Raw genomic sequence first — 25,957 nt, forward strand, 5'->3', positions numbered from 1 at the left:
AAGTTAGTATTTTGATCCTTTACTAATGTTAGATGATGATTTGGTTATAAATGCTCTAATGTCCTCATTAGCCTGAATTAGATCCTCATTACGTAGATACATCATATGTCCGCTACGATATCCTTTAAAACTAAGACGATTGGTAAGTTTTCCGTTAGCGTTTAATTGCCACATAACATATTTAGCATTAAAATAAGTGGTTGCTCCATCATAATAACCAGATTGTATCATGGTATGAAGATTGGCATTCATTGCCATTGCTTTTCGTAAATTTTTTCCGGTATGATTACCTTTACTTCTATCCCAGGGTCTAACCGGACCAAACATATTGTATTTTAAATCTGTTTTAAATTTTAGTTCCTGGCTGTAGTAATAGTTTATAGCTGGAGTAAATGCATGAAGCCACGAGGTCAATTCACTATTGTAGTCTGGGTTCTCTCCGGCTTCTTTGATATCCATTCCTTTATAACGAGAATCTAACCTACCAATCGTATATCCTTCCTTGTCGCGCAAAAGATCTTTCCAAAAATAAGATTTTGGTACTTCTAGATTATGTTGACGAATTGTTTTTTTGGAAAGACCAGAATAGTAGGACATCTTAGCAATCACTTCTTCTTTTTTAGAAGTATCAAGATATCCACTTTTTATGATTGATGGTAATAACTCATTGATTGTATATTGTTCGACTTCTGGTAAAACCTCTAATAAATCTTTGCTTTGAAGTTCAGAAGGAAGCATTTTATGATACCATGCAGCGGCAGCAAAATAAGGAAGGCGATTCACCACTTCTACTGGGCCAGCAAATTTGAAACCAATTTCGGTGGGAGAGACCAATATCACCCCGTTAAGATACATCCATTGACGATTTTGAAGTTCTAGAGCTAAACCAGAAACCCTTGTGGTTCCATAGCTCTCTCCTATAAGATATTTTGGAGATCTCCAACGATTATTTCGAGTAACAAAGGTATTGATCCAATCTGCAAGATATTTTACATCTTCATTTACTCCGAAAAACAATTTTTTATCAGGCATTTTTCCATCCTCACCTGGGGTCATTCTAGAATATCCTGTATTTACAGGATTTACAAATACAATATCTGCAACATCTAGTACAGAATTTGGATTAGATTTAATACCGTATGGTTGTATAGGGAATCCTTCATTATCAATTTTAAGAATACGTGGACCGGTATATGCGATATGCATCCAAACTGAAGCAGAACCAGGGCCTCCATTGAACGATATCAATAATGGTCGGTTTTCATCATTTTTGACATCTGATTTTTTATAATAGGTATAGCACAGAGATGCAATTGGCATTCCGGCTTCATCCCATACAGGCTGAAAACCAACAGTTGCGGTATAAGGAATTGTTTTTCCTTTTATCGTGGTGCTATGTGAAGTGACTATGGTTGTATCAATAGGAGTTTTTATATGCTGAGCTTCTGCAGAAATTGAAAAAACAAATACAATTGATAATAAAGAAAATATGGTTTTCATTTTGAAATATAATAATGGTTATCCCTAATTTTTACTAGCATTTTGAGCAATTTCCTGAAGTTTTTTATCAATCATCTCTTTTGTGATTAATTTCCCTTGCAGTATTACACCAAAAACTTGCATTAAGGCTTTACTGTTTTCTAACGGATTAGAATCCAGTAATACGATATCGGCTTCTAATCCTTCCTTAATTTGCCCAAAAGTATCTTCCTGATCAAAAAAACGAGCTGGATTGATGGTTCCTGATTGTAATATCTCTAATGGTGTTAACCCGGCCTCTGCCATTCCATTTATTTCATGATGAATAGAAAACCCCGGAACATTAAATAATTGAGGGGCATCAGAACCCAATAGAATTTTATTTCCACCACTAAGCTTTTTAAGTAGTTTTCTTCTTATGGTATTAAATTGTTGCCATTGCGCTTCATTAAAATTAGGATTATCCTCGGTGTACTGAGCTTTTCTTTGTTTCCAGTTTTGTAATGTAGATGCTGGCATATATTTCATTTCAGGATCTTGTAGTAATTCTTCTGCAGAAATAGGGGCAAACCACCTTTCGAATAAACTTTGCGTGGGAACAATCCAAATATTATTATTGTTAGCGAATTGAACTAATTCATCTATTTTTGATTCATCTGCTAAAGGTGTGAAGTTATACCCAAAAAATCCATTATCCTCAGGATTTACATTTTCTGAATCTGGTACCAATCCTTCTAGAAAACCATCAATATGATCAATTGAAGCGTATTTACTTTCTATAGCATGTCGTATTCCTACATCAACAGGGACATGTCCAGAAAATGGAATGCCTACTTCGTTTGCAGTCTTTACAAGTTGATCAAATACTTCTAATGTAATTCCTGGATGTATTTTTAAGAAATCATACCCTTCTTTTTGATATGCCGTTATTTTGTTTATAGCTTCTTCTTTAGTTTTAATGGAGTTACCATTAAGAGATGGGCTTGATGTATAAATTCTTGGACTTTGTATGTTGCTTGCTTTGGCTTTTTCTCTTAATTCTAAATGATAAGGATGTCCCAACATTCCTCGTATGGTTGTAATTCCATTAGAAAGATATAAGAAGAGAACTTCCTCAATACGTTCTTTAGATGATGATGTTGGCTGAGGAATATGAGCATGCATTTCTGCTAGCCCCGGGATAAGATATTTTCCAGTAGCGTTAATTTTGGTAAGATACCCTTCTGGATTTTCAATGGTATCAGAAATTCTTTTAATTTTTCCAGAGTCAATTACTATATGTTGCCTTTCTAGAACAGTACCTTTGACAACATCAATAATATTTGCATCTGTAATTAGAATGGCGGTTTTACTTACTTGCTTTTGTGGCTGAGCACATGATACAATAAGCAAAGTTAGAAGTATGAAAAGTGAATTTTTCATTTTTTTGTGTTTTACAATTTTTTAAAGCGGACTGCCTCTTCGCTTGTAAATTTACTTTTGAAAGAGAAGGCATAGGGTGTTTCACCATGTTCCTGTAAATGATATAATCTCTCTTTGGCTTCTTCGGGGGAAGGTTGGTGACCTTCTTCGATATACCAGAATGCCATATGCATACGAGGCATTTTATGAAACCATTCTTTTTTACGCTTTAAGATCTCTGAATGTGCTGTGTTATAAACAAAATCAAATAATGTTTCTGCATTTTCCCAAACAGACATATTAATGATTAAAAAAAGATTATCAAATACTGTAATTGCAGTGGCATTACCTTCGTCTCCTTTAAGCCTCCAGACAAAACCTTTGCTTTGTTCTGCCAATGCATTTATACGGTCTAGATTATTTACAAAATCTTCCATGATAGGATCATTTATTGGAGCTAGCATTTCTGCGATGTTTACTTGAGCAAGTTGCATAGGTATAGTGTTTTTTAATTATGTCCGATATGACAACCACATCCTGGGCGCATAAAACTTTGAGATTCTTTATGCCAAGGAAAAGCTTGACTATAGTTCGCATTCTCCCACCAGAATTTACTTCTGTTTTTGGTAGTATTTCCTATTTCATTCATGGTATCCGTATCAAATAACCTACCATTGACCATGGTATATTTTACCGTTTCAGTATTTCTAATATTTTCTAAAGGGTTTTTATCCAATACAATTAAATCTGCTAACTTTCCTTCTTTAAGGGAACCAATATCGTTTCCAGCTCCTATATATTGTGCACCATTTAAGGTTGCGGCTCTTAAAGCTTCTAAGTTTGTCATCCCGCCTTGTTGAAGCATCCATAATTCCCAATGTGCTCCAAGACCTTGTAATTGCCCATGTGCTCCCAAGTTAACCTTTACTCCTTCATCACTTAAAGCCTTACAGGTTTTTGAAACAAGAATATGTCCGTTTTCATATTCTTCATCTGGTACCATAGTTCTGTGTCTAGCACGTGCGTCAACAATAGCTCTGGGGGTATATTTAAGTAATTTTTCATTTTCCCAAACATTATCTTTTTGATAGAAGTAATATTCTCCATTCATACCTCCATAGTTTACAATTAATGTTGGAGTATATCCTGTCTTACTTCTTTTCCACAATTCATTTACATCTTTATATACAGGTGCTACAGGAATATTATGTTCTATTCCGGTATGTCCATCCATAATCATACTCATATTATGATAAAAGGTAGAACCTCCTTCTGGAACAACATTGATTTGAAGTTCTCTGGCTGCTTGTATTACCTGCTGACGTTGATCTCTTCGAGGTTGATTATAGCTTTTTACAGATTTGGCTCCAAACGCCTTGGTTCTACGGATTGAAGATCGTGCATCTTCTAATGAATTTACGACAGCTTTAAAATCTCCATCTGCACCATATAAAATAATTCCGGTAGAGTAGAGGCGAGGACCTACCATTTGACCATTTCGTATCATTTCAGACATGGTAAATATTGATTCTGTATTGGCAGAAGGGTCATGAGATGTGGTTACTCCAAAAGCAAGGTTCGCATATAATTGCCAGTGCTTCTGGGTTGTTAATCCGTATCTAAATCCTCCAACATGAGCATGAGCATCTACAATACCAGGCATAATCGTTTTGCCTTTTACATCATATACTTTTGCATCTCCAGGAACAGATATTTCAGAAACGTCACCTATTTTTTCAATACGGTTATTTCTTATAATGATTGTACCATTTTCTATGACCTGATCGCCTTCCATTGTAATTATTCTGGCATTAGTAAATGCAGTTCGACCTTGTGGTACATCGGTTTTTACTTTTAAATCAATTTTGATCCCATTATCCGTAATATCACCAACTTTTTCAGGAGAATCAGGTAAGAATGTAAAACGATCTTTTATATCATTAGAAAAATATTCATCACCTAATGTCCAGAATACTTTTTTACTATCCTTTGACCAATGAAGATTTACACCTGCATCTTTAGTAATCTGAGATACGGGTACAGATTTAGATTTATTATCGAGATCTACTTCTTTTCCATTGATCACCAAAGGAGCTACAAAAGCTTTATGTAAATTCGTAAATGCTATCCATTTGTTATCCGGACTAGGTACTAATCGATTTGCATATTTGGATTTGACATGTGTTTTTTTATCCTTTCCGTTTAAATCCACAGATTTTAGTTCCTTTGTAAGACTTCCAAAATATGTACCTCCAGTTTGATAAAAAACCCTTTCTCCATTAGCAGAAAACATAGGATATTCACCTTCATCTGTTATTAACTTTGCAATACCTCCAGAAGAAGACATAGTATATATCCCCGTGTTTTTTGTAAAACTCAATCCTTGATCACTATTTCCATTTTCTTTCCTAAAAGTGATCAAACTATTGGTAGAATTAAATACAGGGGTTCTATAAATCCCTTTTTTTGTCGTAAGCTTAGTAGGTGTTCCTCCCGACAATGGAATTTTACTTATTCCGCCTAAATTCTCATCATTCCAGGTGACATAAACGATATATTGTCCATCAGTAGAAAAGCTAGGTTCGAATTCAAAATCAGCAGACTGAGTTGTAAGCCGTTGAGGTTTGCCTTTGGGTAAATGTTTACTCCATAATTGCCCAAGAGCACTAAATACCAGTGTTTTGCCATCGGGAGAAGTTACTACATTACGAATTACCTTTGCAGTAAATTCATCTGGAGATACCGGAGCATTAAAATGTAATGTCTCTGCGATTTTAATGTTGGCATCTACTGAAAATGGAATATTAGCTATTTCCTGAGTCTCAATATTAATTTTATTAATTTTCCCGCCAGACCAGAAAACAATTTCTTTATTATCAGGTGCCCAGCTAAAATTAGGATAGGTGCCAAAAATTGCCCAGGCTTGTTGTTGATCTTTATTAAGTTTGTCATAAATAGGCCATTCTTCTCCTGTTTCCAGGTTATGAATGTACAATACAGTTTTTGTTCGTACTCTTTTTATAAATGCTAATTTCTTTCCATCTCGAGATACTTGTGGTCTCGCTGCTCCTCCTGGCCCTCCTGTAACTGTTATGGTTTTCCCAGTTTCGAAATCGTATCTTTTAATAGCATAGATTTGTTTGTTGGCATCTTTGTTATATTGAAAGAATCCACCGGGATACATATCTTCACTGTAATACATATATTTACCATCAGGAGTGATATTGGGTTCATTGACGTCTTGTTGGTCATTTTTTCTTTTGGTAAGCTGTATTCCAGAACCACCTGTGATATGATATTGCCACATTTCTCCAGCACCTAATGACCGTTGAGAAGTAAAATGTTTTCTTGCAATAAGATAATTACCATCAGGCATCCAGGTAGCATTGTTTAATAATCTAAAACTTTCTTTAGTAATTTGTTTTGCATTACTACCATCTCGGTTCATCACCCATATATTATCACCGCCTCCTGCATCACTGGTAAAGGAAATTTTCTTTCCATCTGGACTAAAACGTGGTTGTACTTCAAAAGGAATTCCTGTACGTAATACTTTTGCTTTTCCTCCAGAAAAGGGGATACTATAAATATCCCCTAAAAGGTCAAAAATAATAGTTTTTCCATCTGGACTTACATCTAGATTCATCCAGGTACCTTCATCAGTATTAAATTTGTGGTCTTTATAATTAAATTCTCCTTTGGGATTAGAAACATCCCATTTTTCTTCTTCTTTTTTATCTTTTTTGTCTTTCTGAGCTTGAGTAGTTGTTACAATTAATAATCCCAATATCAAGAAAGAGATAATGTGTTTGTGCATGATTCGTAGTTTATGTAATCCGAAAATAAGGATTTATCACATAAAATATCTTAAAGTGTTGTTAATGCAATTTTAGTTACTAAAGGAATCCTAAATCCTATTTTTTTCATCTTCAATTCCGGTTTTACGCTTTCTGGATTTTTTTACTTCTTTACTTCCAAAGTTATACGTCAAATTAAAACGAACCTGTCTGCTATCCCATCCTCCATTACCTCGTATTGATAGATCTCCAAATCGTGTATCTCCATGCCAGGGAGAGGTGTATAAAATATCATTAAATGCTAAGCGGGCAGTCAATTTATCAGAGAAAAAACGTTTTTGGAAGGCTAGATTTAAGGAGCCTAAACTTTTAATTTGGTAAGTCCCTCCCCAGATAGATGGAGAATTAAACCATCCAGAGATTTCCATTTTATAACCTTTTGGCAATGAAAAAGTATTTTGACCATATAGACTTAAGGTATTTTGAGATACAGAAACAAAATCTTGATTAGTGGCTTCAAAAATACTTCTATATGCATTAAGACTATAGTATACACTCCACCAGTTATTAATTTTGGTAGGATAAGATATACTAAGGTTAATAATTTTTTGGTCTGCTACATTTCTGGTGATTATAAAATTTTGATCTTCATCCTGTGCTTCTGTTACTTGTGCAAAATAATCTCCTACAAAACTATAACTTATAGCAGTTGTTAATCTATAATTGTGTGTATGTGATAATTTTATATTATCTGTATATTGAGGTTGTAAAAACGGGTTTCCTTTTCTAAACGATAATTCATTAAGTTTAAATTCGAAAGGATTTAGGTTTTGATAATTAGGACGTTGTATTCTTCGACTATAGGTTAATGCAATAGAATTTTTTTGATTCATTTGGTAAGTAATACCACCACTAGGAAAAAAATCAGTATAATCTCTTTTAACCCTATCATCGCCTGTATCCTGACGGCTAAATAACTGCCCGTCCGATTTTGTTTGTTCTACACGTAGACCAAATTGTAAATTAATTTTTTTGAATTTACGATTGTAATTAAAATAGGCAGCATATATCTCTTCATCATATGTAAAATCATTACTTTGATCAAGATTAATAATATCCTGACCACTTATTCTATCAAAAAAATCAAACCCGTTTTCAGTATCTATATTAGAATATTTAATACCAAGTCCCAATTTTCCTTTAAGAAAATTTTGTTCATAATCTGCTTTTGAAGTAAAAATAGTAATGTCTATCGGAGTACTAAAAAAATTGGTTGTTTCGCTTTGTAATTCGGTTTCATCTCCGTTAAAATATTGATTAGGCTGTAAGTTTGTTCGATCATTATTATATTGTCCATAATCCAAATCGATATTCATACTATATCCCAGGGTATCGCTATAACGGTAGTTTGCATTGGCATATAGGTTACTGGTTTGTGTATCAGAATCACTACCTGCAATTAAAACTTGCTCGGGGTTACTATTACCTTGACGAATAATTGGTGTTCTGGAATCAGTATCTGATATTACATTGTTAAAATTTCCGGTAAGAATAATACCAAAAGTAGATTTTTTATTAGCAAAGTAATCATATCCTAGTTTTAGATTATTACTGTTATTATCATTTACAGTTTCTGATTTGGCATCAAAAATAGTATTGTTTTGTGTTCTAAACAGATCAATAAAACTAAAACTCTTTCCAAAACGATTACTATAGGTTCCGAAGAAGTTTGATTTCTTATTCCTGGTGTTAAAGGAAACAGAACTGGTATATCGAGCAAAGTCACCATAGGTAATACCTGCACTTAGAGAACCATTTGTACCGAGAGTTTTATCTCTTTTTAATTTAATATTGATGATACCTGCATTTCCTTCGGCTTCATATTTTGATGATGGTTGTGTAATAATCTCTATAGCTTCTACATTACTGGATTGAATGGTTTTTAAATAGTTCGTGAGATCCTCTCCTCTAAGTACAGAAGGTTTGTCGTCTATATATATTAAAACTCCGGTTTTTCCTTCTACAATAAGATTATCATTATTATCTACAATAACACCAGGGGCCTTACGCAAAAGCTCATAACCAGATGTTCCGCTGGCACTTAATGTGTTTTGTACATTAAAAACAGTCTTATCTGCCATGACTTGTACGATTGGTTTTTCTGCAACCACAGTAACTTCATCAAGGCTTTCTGTTTTTATAACAAGACTAATTCTTCCTAAATCTACATCTTCGCCTTGTATTGTAATCAGAGCGGTAGTGTAGTCTGTAAAACCAAGACTTGAAATAATACCCTGATAAGTTCCATCTTTAATGTTTTCAATATTGAATTCTCCTTTGTTATTGGTAATTACTCCCGTAATGAATTCTTTGTTTGAAGATCGAATAAGAGATATTGTGGCAGCATCAACAGGTTTTGATTGCTCATCCAGAACAATACCTTTAATTGTATTTTGTGCTTTACTTATGTTCATCGATAAGAACACAAGAACAATAATTAGAATAAATTTATTACTTTTTCCGTACATGATTGATTATTTTTTTGTTTCGACAAATTTGAAAAATGAAACAATACTAGTCATGTAGAAACCGATGAGTTGACTATTGTCCCGTTAAATGGGAAAAGACAACTCGTCTGGATATAAGACAATTCGTCGAAATATATGTAAAGGAGAAATGTATTAGTTTTAGTTTTGTATACGATAATACATAATTATGAGAAAACCATTTTTAGAAAGAAAAGTTTTTGGCATCAGAACGGTAGAACTTATTGCCTTTGTTGCAATTTATGTGTTTTTCGCATTTGCATATCACTTAGCGATATGGGCGAATAGAGAAGGGTATAATAAAGAGGAGGATTCTTTATTCGACCTTATTAATTTTATCGATGATGGTGGTTTAGATTATCTACTGAAACTTATTATTACTATTCCTATTTGGTGGCTTCTTTTTAGGGTTTTAAAGAATTGGTCGATGAAAAGTAAGCTATTATTGCATATTGTGTTATTACCGTCTTTTATCATTGTATGGCAGCAATTGTACTATTCCATAAGTGATATATTTGGATTTTTCTATTTGGATGGAGCAGGACGAACATGGGATTTCTATATTCCTGCGCTTTTTTATATACTTCAGTTTGGAATATTTCATTCGTACCAGTATCATATTGATAATCAAAAAAAAATAGAATTAGAAGGTGAATTACGTGCTGCAGCCTTAAAAAGTGAATTATCAGCATTAAAGGCTCAATTAAATCCACATTTCTTGTATAATATATTTAACACAATTAGTGCTTCTGTACCCCCTGAAAATGAAAAGACTAGACATTTGATAGCAGAATTATCAGATTTGTTTAGGTATCAGTTACAAGCCTCTCAAGTTGAAAAGGTTCCTCTAAGGGAGGAATTAGATTTTGTGAAAAAATATTTGACACTAGAAAAAGAACGTTTCGAAGAACGTCTTCAAATAAAGATTGACGTGGCAGAAAATGTGATGGAAGAAAAAATACCACCTATGCTATTACAACCACTGGTTGAAAATTCTATTAAACATGGTCTTGCTTCTCTGATAGAAGGAGGTGAAATATCTATTTCAATATTCAAAAAAGAAGATAAACTTCATTTTGAGATTGGGGATACTGGTATTGGTATTAAAGACAAAGGAAAAGTATACGGAAAAGGTATTGGACTAACTAATACCAGAATGCGCTTGGAAAAAATGTATAATTCTACGCTTAAGTTAAGTGATAATACACCACAAGGACTAAAAATTAATTTTACTATATAAAATGAAGAAGGTAATCATTATAGATGATGAAGCTGCAGCAAGGAAACTCATCAAAGAATATCTAGCTGATTTCCCAGAGTTGATCTTGTTAGGAGAAGCTAATAATGGAGTTGATGCGGTTAAAATGATTAATGAGTTTAAACCAGATCTTGTATTTATGGATGTACAAATGCCGGGAATGACTGGATTTGATGTACTCACCCATATTGATGAAATTCCTCAGATTATTTTTTCTACTGCATATGACAAATATGCATTGCAAGCCTTTGATGTACATGCAATCGATTATTTATTAAAACCATATACCAAGGAAAGGTTTAAGGTAGCAATAGAACGTTTAAATTCATATACAGGTGAAAATAAGATTAGGCCTTTGGCAGAAAGCTTATTAATGGATCAACCAAAATATCCCGAGCGAATACTTGTACAGTCTCAAAGTAAGTTAATTACTATAGCTGTAGAAGATATTATACGTATTGAGGCCTATGGAGATTACTCTAAATTAATAACAGATACAGGGGTATATCTAAGTAATTTTGGCATTTCTGCATTAGAAGAAAAATTAGATAACGCGATTTTAATCCGGGTGCACCGTTCTTCAATTATTAATTTAAATAAAGTAAAAGAGTTAAATAAATATACCAAGAGCTACGATGTCGTAATGCAAAATGATGAAGTAGTGCGGGTTAGTCGAGGATATATGGATAACATAAAACGATTAATGTTTTAAAGGATATCACCAATTCCCTCTTGATTTTATATTAGCTTCACAAAATTTAATAATCTCTACAATTCGCTTATCACGGGTCTCTTGACGTTTTGCGTTATAGAGCCAATAGAGATAACTTTTGCGATATCCTTTTGCAAAGTTTTGATAATTCTTGAAGGCTTTTGGATTTTGAACAAATGCATGTTTTAGATCTTTAGGAATAATACCGTCTTCGACATCATCCAGAGCAATCCATGAACCATTTTTTTTTGCAGTGTCTATACTCATTAATCCACTTTCATGCATTAAATTGTTTTTAATTAAATCTATAATATGAGTCTTATTGACTTTACTCCAAATACTTTTAGGCTTACGCGGACAGAAATATTGTCTACGACGTAGATCATCTAACCTTTTAACGGTAGAATCAATCCAACCATAACATAAAGCAACTCTGACTGCTTCTTCCCAACGCATGCTGGGTTGTTTACTTTCTACTTTATAAAGAATTAAGTATACCCCTTGAGATTGATTATAGTTTTCATGGAGCCATGCACGCCACTCTTTATCGTTTTTAAAATATAGTTCTGGTTTATCCATACGAATATATTAGGGAGTTATAATATAATTTACTTTGTCAACTCCGGTATTTCCGGTCTTTGGGTGATATGCATATACAATAAGTTCATAATTCCCTGTAGAATCAACATTTATAGAGCCTTCGAAGAGATTTGGAGAACTTACTTTAAGAGGAATCTCCTGTATTTTAGTACCATCTTTTTTTAATATTCCTTTTACTTCTATTTGATTTGCATCCCAAAGCCCACCATCGCTAATCGTACAACCACACATCATTACAATGTTGGATTGTATACTAATACTTTTTTCTTCAATGGATTTTAGCGAAATAAACTGATGTGTTCTGGGGGTTAAAATATCGATTACAAAACCCGGGATTTCAATAATAATACCATCACCTAATATATCTTTTCCTGGGATTATCCATAGTGTAGTTGATCCTGATACCGTAGCTTGTTTTTTATTTATAGGAGCAAATACTTCTATACTTACAAAAACAGGTTCTGATATATCTAATTCAGCCAAAAAACCAGAAGTTTTATCATCTGTAATATTGATATTTCTTTCTCTTGGTGTTTTCATGATAAGGCTAGTATCTCCAGTTCCTCCTTTGGTCTTGCCTTGAGAAAGAATCTCGCCAGTACGTTGATTACGTATAATGATATACGCACCTCCTATAGAATTACCAATAAACTTGGCATCCTTGGCTTTAGCTCGTACCATTATTTTAGTTGGAGTTGCAAACGAGTTAAAATTAAAAAAGGTCACAAAAAGAACTAATATTATTTTCTTAATCATGATGATTGGTGTTTTGTTGTATTATCTAAGCTAAAAATAATAAAGTTTATCGTATATAGAGGGGATGAAGAAGTATAAAAATATCTTAAATCATGGTTCAAATACTTAAGGATATTTAAAGAGATAATAACTATTTGTTATATTACCGTAGAAAACCTTTTATTCCCTAGCATGATAGAATCATTTGTTGTTTTTTCTATCCCAGGCAGATGCGAAATCTTTATTATACAATACTTCTTTTTTTGTATTCGTATTATTGATTTGATTGAGCCAGATTATTTGTTTAGGGCTCAAATATTTTTTAGGTGATTTCTTACTTCCTAAGGCACTATTAATTTTTGTTTTCTGCAATTCGGTTAAAGGTAAATATTTATAATCTGTATGTTGTAAATAGTATTGACGATCTTTTGAAGCAATATGATAAGATCCATCATTAAGAATTGGATAAAAATCTACTTGCTTAGCATACGCATTTAGTTCATTCTTGTTTATTAATTGTTCGTCGTATTTTACTTTTACAACTTCATTATGACCAATAAACCCTGGTTCTGTAGTTAATACACCTTTGGCATTACCTAAATGTTTCTCTCCGGTCCAGAAACAATACATTTTATAGTATTTTTCTTTAATATTACTATTTTGCGATGAGGCAAGTTCTGATCCCAATAACTTCATATATTCTGGAATATGTTTTTTTTGACTTTTTAATGCATTTTCCATAGCATTATAAAGTGCAATTGCAGAATAATTACGTGCTACTCTTTTTACTATATTTTCACCTTTTGTATTAACAATTCTTACTACAGGGTTATTCCAACTTGGTTCATTATATCGTTTTAGAATTTGTGCATCTTTGCCTCCTTTATTATTATAAATTGCCAAAGGAATGAATAAATCTTCTATGGCCTCAACCATTAAAGGATGACTTAGAACATTATGTCCATAGTTTCTACAGGTAGAGCACCCCGGAACTTCCTGAAATAATATAAGAACTTCTTTTTTTTGTTTTTTTGCTAATGTTATTGCAGTGTCATAATCTCTATACCAGCTTACTTTCCCTAATTCTATACTTTGATTTTTTGGAGATGTTTTTTCTTGTGAACTTACATGCATACAAAAAACAGAGAGCATTATATATAAAGCATGTTTTAAAAAAGTATCGATCATAGATGAAATTTTGAGAGTTATTCTATAATATGCTTATGTACTATGTCGTTATTTTGTTTTGTTTTTTACAACATTTATGAAGAATTATCTATTTTTCACAGTATATACCATAAGTTTATAATAAAATGGGAGGGAAGGCATAGAGTACAGATTTGTATGTACAAAAATGTCCCTAAAATAGGGACATCAAGTTTAAATATAATAATTAGCCTTATTCAATTCTTTGATAAAACAAACCTGGACCATCACAGGCTGCCCAGGTTCCTGTTAATTTGTCGTTTGTATTAACTCTAATTAGTTCTTTGTGTTCTGCTGTACAATTTCCTATGAGGATATTATTCGAAGGATATAATAATTCGATATAAGTATCATCTGATAGTGTTATAAATTTATAAGTACCTGTTGCTTCAGTTATTTCCGAATTAACCTCTCTTGATTTAATAAACGTTTTGTTGGATTGTAATATATAGTATTCTTGCCATTCCATATCATTTCCTCTAGTTGGAGGAACATTGGCAATGCTTCCAGTCATTTCGATTAATTGCCATTTTTGAGGGTATTGCTTAGCATCAAATTCTGTAGTTGTCGATTCATCATCATTTGAGCAAGAGAATAGAATACAGATAGAGAATACAGTAAATATTATTTTTTTCACAGTTGAGTATCTTAATTTAATTATTAGATGCATTATTTATATGATGGTTGCGCCAAGGTTGCAAATCATTTCGACCTGTGATATTAGATAAACTAATTGTTCAAATTCTTTACAGGTTATTTTGGTTCTTTGTTTGGCATCCAAGGAGTAAGATAGAAATTAAACAAAAGATAAGTATACGATTCATATCATACATAATGTTTTTACGATCGTGATCGATTATAGAAAATTATTATAGTTTTTTCTTCTGTTGCTTACCTGTAATCAAATATTCTACAAGATCATCATGTAGTATTTCTCCTGTATTACTATTCGTAAAAACTACGAATCCCATATCTAAATCCTGATACATTACAGCAAGGCATCTAAAGTCTCCATTATTACCACCATGACCAAAACTGGGGCCAAATGGGGTTTTTTGCATGTGGATACTCAAACCAAAATAGTCTTGCCATTCTTTTGATCTGGTATCCTTTTCATCTTTGGGTATCTCAGTCTGTACTTTAAACATTTCCTGATATGTTTCAGCTTTTAACCCTTTTTTATCAGATAATCCTAATAAGAAATTAGTGAATGTTTTAGCTTCGGTATGCATACTCCAAGCCATACCAGGATTACTTGGCAAAGTAGTTTGCGAGGGTAGGTTATCAAAATGCCCATTGGAGACCACTTTTGCCAGATAGTCATTTTTTGAAAAGTAAGTATTTTCTAATCCTAATGGAGTTAATACTTCTTCTTTGAGTATTGTATTTATATCCTTACCTGTAATATGAACAACAACTCTTTTTAAGTATTCAAAACCTTCTCCAGAATATTGATATTTTGTCCCGGGAGTAAATTTTATATCTATTTTACCATCTTCATTCATCCATGCCCAATTAGGAAACCCTGTCTTATGACACATGACATGACGTGCCGTGATCAATTTATATCGATCATCATGTGCGATATCTTCAAAAGGTAAGTATTCATATAAAGGTTTATCTAAATTAATAATTCCTCGTTCTACTAATCGCATAACAGCAAAACCAAAAACAGGTTTGGTAATAGATGCAGCTTCAAATAATGTTTTATCATCTACTTTTTCTTTAGTAAGTGTGTTTTTTACTCCATACGTTTTATGGTATACAATTTTACCATCTTTGATTAATGCGAGTGAAACTCCAGGGATTTGATAATGCTCTTGATATGTATTAATAAACTTATCGACCATTACTGTTTTGTTTGTGTCAAAATCATGTAATATTCCTTTTCCTGGTATTATGTCAGGATCAGGGACTACAGAAAGTTGAAGAACCGGAGCATCTATTGTTTTATTAGCAATTACGGTTACATTACTATTATCATTTTGAGTGTTAATTCTAACTAATTTTTCATCTCTAAATTGACTTTCATCTGAGTAGAATAGTTTTTTTGCAGGAGAGATGATGTATTCACCTGTAGGAATATCCAAAGTATAATTGCCCATTGAATCCACTGCTGTTTGTACCCAAAGATCAGAGTTGTTTTTAGCAGTAAATCGAATTTGATTGGGATATTTCTTTAGTTTTGCATCTTTCCACGCAATTTTTCCTTGTATTGTACCTGTTTTTTCTTTTTCCTTCATTAGAATTACATCTCCTAATCTTCCAGGAGCGCTACTTTTTCCTCCGCCATTTCCCCAGGCGATAAAGGAGTTAGAGTTCTTATCATCATCTGCGTCTTTATCGATAAATACATGGTCAATCCCTATTGATTTACCAACTTTTATGGTATTGCTTAACTTCACTTTGCACTCATAAATAGTCGTAGTGCTTTTTCGCTTAGATATAATTTCTATATTATCCCAGCTGGTTTCCTTTTTTGATGGATCCCAACTCACGGATTGATCGTTAGTATCTTTGTAATGTTCGCTAAACTGATACAAATCAACACCAGATCCATTAGGAGAGTGTTGTTCATCTATGTAAAAATTAAAACTGTCTTGTGTATTCCAATCTGATTCATCAGATGTGTCAACAACATGAGATTCATCAGTGACAACAACAATAACGTATAATGCTTTTTCTGAAATGTTATATCCCACATTGAAATATGCATCAAAATCATTTTTATTTTTAAGATCACCACCATATGGAAATTTATTGATAGGATAACGTTCCAGGTCTGTAGGCCAGTCAGAAATATCTCCGTCAATTTTAATATTAGAAATGGGATATGCATAAGCAATAGCCCCATTAGAAATTGTAACCAAATCTTTTGAAGATGTATTTGTTGGTGTTGAACTACCAAAAGTCACATTGGTGAATAATAGTGTGATTAGCACTGTAAAAAAGATTGGAATATTTGTATGTTCGTTTAATTGATGATTGAATAGACGAGTAAGAGAATTAAAGTGTAAACCCATTGCGATTAGTTTTTTAAAATGAATAACTACATTCTTTAAAAAGGTAATGCATAATAACATTACCTTTTCTATAGATACTGTGATTTAAAAAATGTTACAGTTTTGTTATGCAACTAATCGATTTATACAAAAATAGTTATGTTTTAAACTGTTTTAACTAAGAACCAAATAAGAAAACCCAAGAAGTTTTTGATTAGTAAATTAGCACTAACAATTAATTTCATATAGTTTTCAATAGTATTATTCTTTTACAGTTTCAAAAAATGCTATTGCTCGAATTATTTTTTCATCCTTTGCTAAATCCTTAAAATTATCTTTTTTGATAACTTCAATATCTGGAATAATGTATTCTCGATACTTATTATTTACATCAACAATATAAGACATAGTAAGGGCTATTTTTGTATTAAAAGGAAGCTCAAAAACGTCATTACCTGTTAGGAAACCATAGCTTTTTTCTCCAATAAAAATTACATTTTTTCTATTCTTGAAAGCGACCGCTATATCTTCCCCTGCACTACCTGTCATTTTACCAATGATAAGTGCTACAGGTATCTGTAAATCTGGTGGAGTAGAAATGTTTACTTTGGTTTTTAAAGTTTTTCCAGAATAAAATCCACCATTTTCTAATCTATTCGTATTAATCTTAGCTCCATTTATATCAACTGAATTATAAACAATATTATCTCCTAACAAATTGTACAAAGCTGCTAACATTACATAAGCATTACCCCCAATATTGAAACGTAAATCTATCACCCAACCTTTGATAGTTTCTTTTTTCTTTAATTCAACGATCTTATCATACATTTTTTGTGTTTTGAGGTTGAGTGAATCTTGAGACAAATTAATCAACAACATTCCAGGCATATTTATATAACCAATATTTTTATTAATAAGTTTAACATCAAAATTGAACCCAGTTTCATTTTCTAATGCTCTTAAAAATTCGATGCTGAAATCATCCTGTGATAAGGGGGTATTTAAAGTGCTTTTATAAGAGTCTTTCTCGGCAAATAATTCACAATGATTGCAACCTATAGTATCAAATAATTTAGTCGTAGTTTTTAAAGATGTCTCAAAATCTTTCGCTTCAAATGCATTTTTAAGAGTGTATGCCTTTATATTATCCCAGTCTATTTCTTTACGGTTTAAGTACTTTGATTCTAGATTATTTAATAAATCATTATAAAAAAATGCGATACTGTCTTTAATGGTTTTCGGCTTATCTTGACCATATACATTTGTAATTAATAATAAACTAAATAAAATACCTTTAAATATTGACTTCATAATTTTAAGTTTTAATAAATGATTATATGAGCAAAGCTAATTTTGGAATCACTTATTTTTGTTAAAAAAGAAGAGAAGAATGTCCAGAAAAAAAATAATGGATGTATTATTTTTTATGCATTACCTTGTATTGGGTGGGTGTTATGCCGGTAACTTTCTTAAAGACGGTGTTAAAGGAAGACTTAGAACTAAAGCCTGCACTTTCTGCGATAGCTATGAGTGTATATATATTTTGGTTTTCAGATATCAGTAATTCTTTTACTTTTTCAACTCTATGTTGATTTATGTAATCTGAAAATGACATATTAAATGATTCGTGTATATATGAAGACAATTCTTTTTCGGTTGTTTCTAATAAATAAGCCAGATCAGCCACTTTCAGGTTTTTATTTGTAAAAACTTCTTCTGTTTTTATATAATGTTCAAGTTTTTGCGCAAATGGATTTATAGGTTGCTGTTGCTCGGTGTTTTTTTGTTTTAGGCTAAAACTATTAAATAAGAATTTTGATTTTGTCAATGTTTCTAAACCTACCCAATAAATATAGATCGTATTCATCACTAGAATAATTAGGTATAGTTGTCCATTATCTTGTAAACCGGTAAGACTCATAATACTTTGATGTAGTAAGTTTACTATTGTAATAGCCATAAATACGTAGGAAAATTTTAAGAGCCACCTCCAGTTTTTTCGCGCTGTATTAAAACCTTTGATTTGCGTACTGGTTCTTTTTAAGAATCGTATAGCGAAAAAAAGTAGTAGAAGATTAAAAATCAAATAAACAAATTCATTATAAACAAAAAATCCTGTTTTGTAGACATTCAAAAAGATATTTTTGTTTATACCTGTATGAAGGTTTATATACCAGTAAGTTCTTAAAATAGTATAAAGTAAAGCTGGTAGAAATAAAAAATATTCAAGTTTAGCAATGATATTTTCATCTTTAGATATTTGAGATTTTATGTAAAAGTAAAACCCTACTCCGATGAGGTATTTATAAGGAAAAGGGAATGAGGTTATGGGGATACCGGCAATTACCGTTATCTGCATAATGAGAAAATAATATATAAGATTAAAGAAGGATAAAGAGAAAAGGAATAATACAAAATAACCAAGCGCATTTTTGTTTACCTTTTTTTTAATTAAAAAAAACAGACACAATGCAAAGCCTTGAATAGCTCCAAAAAGAATTATGATATTTATTAACGAATTATCGATTTTTTTCTGATGTTGAAATTTTTAGGGCGATAACCTATAGTACTGCATTAATATATTATTAATGTTTTGTCTAAAAATTACTTTTTTTAATCAATTCATTGCTTATTTTGACTTTTAATTTGTCCGGTAAAAACTGTTCCGAATATCATTTATTTAGTTTTCTAGTTCGAATGTTAAATATATGAATAGAATTAAGGAGAGTATATCTTAACAATCATTTTTTTGTACATTTCTATTTTATATTAAGTTTTACTTTTATGTTTAAAGTTAGCAAGGAGTTATTGTTCAAGTGCAAATTTTACAGCACTCTTAGCGTGAATTTTTTGCAGATAAATCTAATTTCTCTTTATACTTTTATGCTTTTGAATACAGACTTTTTTTAATTTACTTTGCTACGATTAAATACGAACTTTTAAAATCTATGACAAAATTTATTAGGTTTTAAAAATACTAGGTAATGGTTTGTGTGGGGGATAGTTGAGAAAATCAGTTGTGATTTTCAGATGTATTGGTAAATTAAGTATACATGATGTTGTACTTTTCATTATTTTATTTTGACATATCCAGTTCCTTTTTCAAAATAGTTCTAAATCGTGTCGCGCTAATATAATGGTCTTCTAGTAACTTACCATCGTGCAATAGATTGAAAACTCCAAATCCCGAAGGGGCCATTTTTGCTTCTTCTACTGTATTTATTTTAGATACTTTCAAATCTACACCGTAATCCATTGCTACGTTTAGTATTGCTACTGCAGACTTTTCGTTCCAGGGACACTGGTCTGCATAAAGTAAATGCCAACCTTTGTACTTTTTTTGTTGATTGGTCCAATTGTAGAATTTAGGTTTTTTAGCGCTGCTGTTCCATGTTTTTGAAAGAAGTTCAAACCTATCTTTTGCTTCGAGTTGTTCAAAACCATTGTTCTCAAAAAGAGTTTTATTAGCCAGCCAACCACCTTTACTCGTTATTACGCATAAGCCATCCATTCCCTTGGTTTTTGCCTCTTTTTCAGCATCTTCAATGAGTATTGATCCATAACCTTTATTCCGATCCTTTTTAGCGTATATATAAGTACAATGAATAAACATATAGTTATCAGCATCTATAGGTCTCCATGCTTTTATGGCTGGAACGTATTCTATAAACCCAATCATTTTGTCTTCATCATTTTTAAGAATTTTTATTTTTAGACCTTCTTTGTAGCTCTTTTTAAACCATTTAAGTTTATCTTTAAATCCTTGTTTTTTAGTATTCTTTATGCAGAAGAAAGTTTCTTTTACAGCATTTTCTGGTGTTACCTCTACTAGTTTCATAGTTTCTGTTTTTATGATTTTATAACGGTAGCAGTACGCACTGCAGGAATGTCCCAGGCTTCTTTGATCAAACCATCAAAAATACTCCATACGACAACGGCGTCAACTTCCATTTGATTACCTTTTAATAGCATAGTGTCTTTGACATGCACGACAACTATTTCATCTCCCATAGGAGTAATAGACAGAGGGTTTATCTTAAAGGTACCAGTGGTGAGATCAGATAATTTTTTAAAAAAGTCCATTAAACCAGAAAGACCGAAATAGTCTCCTTCTAAGTCGGGCAATTCTGGGTTAAAATAATGCCAAACAAAGTCTTCTGCAATAACTTCGGTACTTGCTACTAAGTTGGTAAGGTCAAGTCTTTTTAAAACCTCGATATTTGGATGTTCTTTGTTCATAACATTAATTTTTAACTAGTTGTTTTGTAGCGCGAAAGAACTTTAAAGTAAACACATTATAAGTAAAAAAGTTATAATTTATATTAGTATTATGTTTTTGATTTAAATACTAAATCTACTATCTATCAACTATTTAAAAAATGATATAAATCACAAAATATTTCTTTTAAGATTATTACTCTTAAAATGGTTATGAGATAAATCCAAATTGATTGTCTCTATTGAGAATGAAGACGGTTTATACATTTAAAACTTAGGTTTGACACTTCTTCCATTGTTACTTATATACCACCATGTTGTAGCTAATTATTATTTGTTCATTAACCCTAGTTTTTCGACTTTTTTTAGCCATTTGACTCTAAATTCTTCTTTGGATAGTCTTATTGGTCCTATAGTTGTAATTTGTACTTTTTTTACACCTATAAAATTCATTGTTAATTTTTTCATGGCATTATGACTAGGACTTCTATAGAACCATTTGTAATACCAACTTGGCTGATCTAAGGTGCAGATTATTCTAGCCGTTTTGCCAGTAAAACTTTTATCCCACCACAAAGAGTTTTTTCTTTTATTAAAAGCAAATCCAGGAAGTAAAACTCTATCTAAAAAACCTTTCATAATTGCAGGTACAGAGCCCCACCATACAGGATAAATCCATACCAGATGGTCAGCCCATTTCAATTTTTTTTGAGCATTTAACAAATCTGGCTCCAGTTCTGTTCTTTTTCTATATCCAAATTGAAGGTTTGGGTTAAATTCTAAATCTCGAATTATTATCTCTTGAATTTCAGTACCAGAAGTTTGTACTCCTTTTTTATATGCTTCTGCTAATGCATTATTATAACTTTCCTTATCTGGATGGCCAATGATTAGTACTATTCGTTTATTCATCTTTTTGTTATTTTTAGATTCCTAGTAGTGTTAAAATTCCAATTACTAGGAAAACTACCCATCCAGGATGTTTTCCTTTTGTTCCGAATAAAACCAGAAAGGAAGAACAAAACATTGCAATTGCAATTGAACTTATTATGAATTCTATCAATTCAGCATTTAATATAGTTTGCTTAAGTGCTATTTTTATTAGTATAGCACCTACACACCAGCCAAAGAAAGAAGCTATATGCCAAGTAGCCCAAATAATTCTTAGATGCCTTTCTTTAAGGTCAGACTTTACGATTGTAGGTGTTATTTTTTTATTATTTTTTTTGTGTTGAAAAATTAAAAGTTCTCCAAATATTGAATGAGATAGCCCTAAAATAAAACAAAGGATTCCCGCAATAAACAAATGTGCATTCATATTTAATACATTAGGATTGACTATAAATTTGATGAGTAGAAATATCAGTATAGTTTTAGTTTGAAATACGTGTATTGCTATTTTTACAAGCGTTTCTAACCATTTTTTTTACAATTAATTGATGAAAAGGTTTAACAATTGTCATATAGATTTTACCCCATCTTTTATTATACTGTACTATGGTAGAAACTTTAATGTTATAGGTTAGTTCTTGAGAATTAAAAACGCTGACTCTAAAATTGAGATGTTTATCATTTGCACCAAGAATAATTTCATTACTCATTATTTCATAAATCTTAAAGTACCCTATGTAACCTCCTACTTTAAAATCAGTGTTATAATCTGAAGGTTTTTGAGTTTTTAAATCGAAAATTTTCACAATTGTATTTCTAAACTTCATCATAATTGTAACCCAATTAGGAAAATTGGCAAATATCATATTTGTAATTTTCTCTAAACTATCTAAATGATTGGTTGTAGCGTAAGTGTCTGAATAATCGATTTTATTTAACGTGTTGTTAATCAGACTTGTATCGGGGGTGTTTTCTAAAATGACTTTTGTATTCATAACCGGTAATATTACTTATAGTTGTTGTGCAGGTAGAGGATTAGAAAAACTTTTTCATTAGCTGTTCGAATCTTGAGCCTGTTAAATCATCTTCTTTAAATAACTTAAACAGGGTAAAATAAGCAGGTACGGTTAAATAAAATGTGCAAATGACGAAAGTAGTGATGCTACAAAAAATAGCTAAAGTTTGAGCACCGATTTGTCCTACATACTTTTGTTGTTCGATAAAATAAATATGAACAGATAATGAATATTCATAAAAGCGTATTGAAACTTCATATACTAGCCAAGCTGGATAAAACCATTTTCTAAATGGTATCCACCATTTCCCCCAAATTGATTTCGATTGTTCGTTATTTTCTTCCATTTTTAATCTTTTTACAAAGGTTATTTAAATGAAAGAAGTTTCATTTGATATAAATCAAATTCGAATTTTGGGATTTCTTATCCGGCTCAGGGTCTCGAGAGTAATTCCTAAATAAGAAGCAATATGTGTAAAAGGAATTCTATTGGTTATATCAGGATATATACTTAATAAGTGTTTATACCTTTCTTCGGCCTTATTAAATTGAATTGTATATAACCTTTCGCATAAACCTAACATAGTTTCAGTCACTACAATACGGATAAAGCGTTCGAAGTCATGATGTTTATTAGTAAGGCTGTCTATTATGTCTTTCGAAAATTCTAAAACTTTTGAATCTTCAACAAATTCAACATAATGTGGGCTTGGTTCCTCGCTAAAAAAACTAACAATTGGTGCCATAAACTGATTTTCGAAAGTGAACCAATCTGAAATATCTTTGCCGTCTTTCAAATAATAAGCTCTTGCGCAGCCTTCCACTATTAAATAGGCCTTTTTAGAATATTGACCCTCTCTAACTACAATCTCTCCTTTATTGAAAGTGCTAAGTTTTGAGTTGATAATGAATTCTTTTTGACATTCGACGGATAAAGGTGAATATATTTCACTTATTTTATTTAAGATTTTCTCACTATCCATTTTTCTAATTGACTACAGTATACCTTTTTTTATTTTTTCCGTTATCCTTTCCCAATAAATTTTGTTTGCAAATAAAACTCTCCGATGATCCAGAGTACAATAAAAATTAAAGAAACTAGCAATGTTTTATTCATTTGATTTGCATTTTTTTCAATCAGATATTTTAATTGGAATATCATTAACCCGATTAAAATCAGAGGGATAATAAGTCGGGAAAAACCATATTGCTCTTTTGTTAAATCATAGTAACTATACATATTTCCCCAAATTCCATTTTGGCCAGAAATAGTTGCGTAAAAAATCCAACCATAAAATGCTGTAAAAAGACCAAATATTGGAATAGTAATGATTGACAGCATCCAATGATAAGGCTTTAGTGTTTTATGTATTTTGATTTCCATTTAGATTCTGATTGGTAAATAGTAAAGAATACCAAATATATGAATTGAAGCAAGGCAAACATACCTTAACCAATCAATTTATCTACTCATTTTTATTTCTTATTAAATTTATAAAAATATAGTACTATTGCAAAAAGAAAATACCTTTTGATTTCAAACTAAACTTTGCTCTGATTTTATGTATAATACAAAGCGTTTGCTTTTTCTTTGTTTAGTTTAAGGAATTTAGACCGAGTTTATTCCCTTCAGTATCTAAAAACATGGCAAAAAATCCACTTTCATCTGCGTGTGCAGTTTTTGGGACAATGACTTTTCCTCCGTTTTTTTCGACCTTATCAAGAATATGTTGAAGATTATTTCCACCATTAAGGTATATGGTCACACCATTTGTTGAAGGAGCGTATCCTTCTCCTTTTATTATAACTCCTGTAACCATTTGTCCTTCATACGGAAATATTCCCATTTCCATTCCTGGTATTTCCATTTTTTCAATGTTAATACCCAAAATAGCTTGATAAAAACTGATTGCTCGTGAAATATCTGTTGCAGGAATTTCAAAAAGAGAAATAAAACTTTGCATCTCGTTTGTAGTTTGTTCTACTGGTAAATCTTGCTTTTCTTCTTCTGGTTTGGATTTGTTTTGGCTGTTACAAGCCATAAGACACAAGGCAAGTATTAGTATTATTTTTTTCATTTGTCTCAATTAGTTAAACACTACAAAATTATCTTTTATAAAGAAACAGAAATTGTAAAAATGCGACACTCGATCTATTTGTAGAAAAGAGCAGAAAGAGTCATATTTTCATTCCCTAAAAACTCTTTTGGGCTAGTTCCTGTAAACTCCTTAAAGTCTTTAATAAAATGGGCTTGGTCATAATATTTACTTTCGTATGCAATATGAGTTAGACTTTCTGTTTCTGTGTTAAGTAATATTTTTAATGCGGTTTGCAATCTAATGACTTTGCCTAATTGTTTTGGACTAACTCCAATTTGTTTTTCAAACTTTCTCTCAAGTTGTCTTCTTTTGGATAAATCATCTTTAAGAATTGTTTTTATTGGTGCATTTCCGTTCGTAGATAGTAGAGCATTAATAGTTGTTTTTACAATATTTTCAACCGTCGATTTATCATTTAACCTTTCCAGAAGAAATACTTCTATGATTTCTATTCGTTGTTTAACACTCTTTGCATAGATTATTTTTTGTTCTAGTTCTTTAGCTATTTTTTCTTCAAACAATAATTCTAATGGAGTTTCTTTATTAGCTAAGTTTTTAATTGGCTCAGCTACAAAATTTGCAAATCCGTATGGATAAAATCGGATTGCGAATGTATTCACATATCCTGTTGGTTCTATATAAAATGGTTTAATGGTTTGCCCAAGTATCATTGCACGAGGTTGTAATATAAATTCATCCTCTGAAGTATATCGTTTTATATCATCACCTAGAATAAAAGCCATTTCAATACAACCATCAGGAACGATTCGCTGTTTTTGCGAATCATTATCAGCAGGAACTTCTAAAGTCCAATAACAGCTAATTAGGGATTCTAAATCTGGATGCGGCTGAAATGTTTGATAATCCATTGATAGTTTGTTTTTTTAGTGACACACAATGTTAAGGGGAGGTAACATTGGACGGGTGATAAACGATATATTTTGGATTGGGACTAAGTCAAATATAAATATTTTCCTTTTATCATTTTTTGTAAA

The 25,957-nt window shown here is 31.6% G+C and carries 24 protein-coding genes; 2 read left to right on the forward strand and 22 right to left on the reverse strand.

Annotated elements, in window-relative coordinates; all coding sequences use genetic code 11:
* Window positions 1-3: 3 nt before the first annotated feature.
* The 5 genes from FOF46_RS00895 to FOF46_RS00915 all read right to left on the reverse strand — a co-directional run bounded on the left by FOF46_RS00895 (window position 4) and on the right by FOF46_RS00915 (window position 9,205).
* On the reverse strand, window positions 4-1,500 hold the full coding sequence (locus tag FOF46_RS00895) for a S10 family peptidase (RefSeq protein ID WP_143915149.1): 1,497 nt from the start codon (window positions 1,498-1,500) through the stop codon (window positions 4-6).
* Between the two features lie 24 nt (window positions 1,501-1,524).
* Window positions 1,525-2,901 (reverse strand): amidohydrolase family protein, encoded by a 1,377-nt coding sequence (locus tag FOF46_RS00900; RefSeq protein ID WP_143915150.1) that lies wholly within the window; start codon window positions 2,899-2,901, stop codon window positions 1,525-1,527.
* A gap of 11 nt (window positions 2,902-2,912) precedes the next feature.
* Window positions 2,913-3,374, reverse strand: a complete 462-nt coding sequence (locus FOF46_RS00905; protein WP_143915151.1) for a DUF3291 domain-containing protein — start codon at window positions 3,372-3,374, stop codon at window positions 2,913-2,915.
* 14 nt (window positions 3,375-3,388) lie between these two features.
* A complete protein-coding gene (locus FOF46_RS00910; protein WP_143915152.1) occupies window positions 3,389-6,697 on the reverse strand; it encodes an amidohydrolase family protein in 3,309 nt (1,102 codons plus the stop codon).
* Window positions 6,698-6,787: 90 nt separating this feature from the next.
* Window positions 6,788-9,205: a TonB-dependent receptor domain-containing protein gene (locus FOF46_RS00915; RefSeq protein ID WP_143915153.1), complete on the reverse strand. Its 2,418-nt coding sequence runs from the start codon at window positions 9,203-9,205 to the stop codon at window positions 6,788-6,790.
* A 187-nt stretch (window positions 9,206-9,392) separates the two neighbouring features.
* Between FOF46_RS00915 and FOF46_RS00920 the strand changes: the two genes are divergently transcribed.
* Together FOF46_RS00920 and FOF46_RS00925 are read left to right on the forward strand one after the other, a co-directional pair.
* Window positions 9,393-10,463, forward strand: a complete 1,071-nt coding sequence (locus tag FOF46_RS00920) for a sensor histidine kinase (protein ID WP_109434626.1) — start codon at window positions 9,393-9,395, stop codon at window positions 10,461-10,463.
* Between the two features lies 1 nt (window position 10,464).
* Window positions 10,465-11,193 (forward strand): LytR/AlgR family response regulator transcription factor, encoded by a 729-nt coding sequence (locus FOF46_RS00925; protein ID WP_109434627.1) that lies wholly within the window; start codon window positions 10,465-10,467, stop codon window positions 11,191-11,193.
* Window positions 11,194-11,199: 6 nt separating this feature from the next.
* Here the strand turns inward: FOF46_RS00925 and FOF46_RS00930 are convergent, their stop codons facing one another.
* From FOF46_RS00930 to FOF46_RS01010, 17 genes are all read right to left on the reverse strand, one after another.
* Window positions 11,200-11,772: a YdeI/OmpD-associated family protein gene (locus tag FOF46_RS00930; protein WP_143915154.1), complete on the reverse strand. Its 573-nt coding sequence runs from the start codon at window positions 11,770-11,772 to the stop codon at window positions 11,200-11,202.
* A 9-nt stretch (window positions 11,773-11,781) separates the two neighbouring features.
* Window positions 11,782-12,549 carry a hypothetical protein gene (locus FOF46_RS00935; protein ID WP_109434629.1) on the reverse strand — a complete coding sequence of 256 codons (768 nt, stop codon included), beginning with the start codon at window positions 12,547-12,549 and terminating at the stop codon, window positions 11,782-11,784.
* A gap of 180 nt (window positions 12,550-12,729) precedes the next feature.
* A complete protein-coding gene (locus tag FOF46_RS00940) occupies window positions 12,730-13,716 on the reverse strand; it encodes a VPGUxxT family thioredoxin-like (seleno)protein, type 2 (protein WP_143915155.1) in 987 nt (328 codons plus the stop codon).
* Window positions 13,717-13,927: 211 nt separating this feature from the next.
* Window positions 13,928-14,371, reverse strand: a complete 444-nt coding sequence (locus tag FOF46_RS00945; protein ID WP_143915156.1) for a hypothetical protein — start codon at window positions 14,369-14,371, stop codon at window positions 13,928-13,930.
* Between the two features lie 232 nt (window positions 14,372-14,603).
* Entirely contained in the window at window positions 14,604-16,757 is a 2,154-nt protein-coding gene (locus tag FOF46_RS00950; RefSeq protein WP_167571711.1) for a serine hydrolase, read from the reverse strand.
* A 240-nt stretch (window positions 16,758-16,997) separates the two neighbouring features.
* Entirely contained in the window at window positions 16,998-18,050 is a 1,053-nt protein-coding gene (locus tag FOF46_RS00955) for a S41 family peptidase (protein WP_109434633.1), read from the reverse strand.
* 106 nt (window positions 18,051-18,156) lie between these two features.
* Window positions 18,157-18,699 (reverse strand): helix-turn-helix domain-containing protein, encoded by a 543-nt coding sequence (locus tag FOF46_RS31270; RefSeq protein WP_167571712.1) that lies wholly within the window; start codon window positions 18,697-18,699, stop codon window positions 18,157-18,159.
* A gap of 1,116 nt (window positions 18,700-19,815) precedes the next feature.
* Window positions 19,816-20,577 (reverse strand): GNAT family N-acetyltransferase, encoded by a 762-nt coding sequence (locus tag FOF46_RS00965; RefSeq protein ID WP_143915159.1) that lies wholly within the window; start codon window positions 20,575-20,577, stop codon window positions 19,816-19,818.
* A gap of 11 nt (window positions 20,578-20,588) precedes the next feature.
* Window positions 20,589-20,978 (reverse strand): nuclear transport factor 2 family protein, encoded by a 390-nt coding sequence (locus FOF46_RS00970; RefSeq protein WP_109434637.1) that lies wholly within the window; start codon window positions 20,976-20,978, stop codon window positions 20,589-20,591.
* A 309-nt stretch (window positions 20,979-21,287) separates the two neighbouring features.
* Entirely contained in the window at window positions 21,288-21,869 is a 582-nt protein-coding gene (locus FOF46_RS00975) for an NAD(P)H-dependent oxidoreductase (RefSeq protein ID WP_109434638.1), read from the reverse strand.
* Window positions 21,870-21,882: 13 nt separating this feature from the next.
* Window positions 21,883-22,275 (reverse strand): hypothetical protein, encoded by a 393-nt coding sequence (locus FOF46_RS00980; RefSeq protein WP_143915160.1) that lies wholly within the window; start codon window positions 22,273-22,275, stop codon window positions 21,883-21,885.
* A 55-nt stretch (window positions 22,276-22,330) separates the two neighbouring features.
* Window positions 22,331-22,843, reverse strand: coding sequence for a DUF2867 domain-containing protein (locus FOF46_RS00985; protein ID WP_143915161.1), 513 nt, complete (start codon window positions 22,841-22,843; stop codon window positions 22,331-22,333).
* A gap of 40 nt (window positions 22,844-22,883) precedes the next feature.
* Window positions 22,884-23,210, reverse strand: a complete 327-nt coding sequence (locus FOF46_RS00990) for a hypothetical protein (protein WP_143915162.1) — start codon at window positions 23,208-23,210, stop codon at window positions 22,884-22,886.
* A gap of 54 nt (window positions 23,211-23,264) precedes the next feature.
* Window positions 23,265-23,846 carry a Crp/Fnr family transcriptional regulator gene (locus tag FOF46_RS00995; RefSeq protein WP_109434642.1) on the reverse strand — a complete coding sequence of 194 codons (582 nt, stop codon included), beginning with the start codon at window positions 23,844-23,846 and terminating at the stop codon, window positions 23,265-23,267.
* A 41-nt stretch (window positions 23,847-23,887) separates the two neighbouring features.
* On the reverse strand, window positions 23,888-24,247 hold the full coding sequence (locus FOF46_RS01000; RefSeq protein ID WP_109434643.1) for a hypothetical protein: 360 nt from the start codon (window positions 24,245-24,247) through the stop codon (window positions 23,888-23,890).
* A 211-nt stretch (window positions 24,248-24,458) separates the two neighbouring features.
* The gene (locus FOF46_RS01005; protein ID WP_109434644.1) at window positions 24,459-24,941 is read right to left on the reverse strand and encodes a VOC family protein; all 483 of its coding nucleotides are present in this window, start codon (window positions 24,939-24,941) and stop codon (window positions 24,459-24,461) included.
* A 74-nt stretch (window positions 24,942-25,015) separates the two neighbouring features.
* On the reverse strand, window positions 25,016-25,831 hold the full coding sequence (locus tag FOF46_RS01010; RefSeq protein WP_143915163.1) for an AraC family transcriptional regulator: 816 nt from the start codon (window positions 25,829-25,831) through the stop codon (window positions 25,016-25,018).
* Window positions 25,832-25,957 lie beyond the last annotated feature (126 nt).

The organism is Aquimarina algiphila, assembly GCF_007489275.1.
Taxonomy (GTDB): Bacteria; Bacteroidota; Bacteroidia; order Flavobacteriales; family Flavobacteriaceae; genus Aquimarina; species Aquimarina algiphila.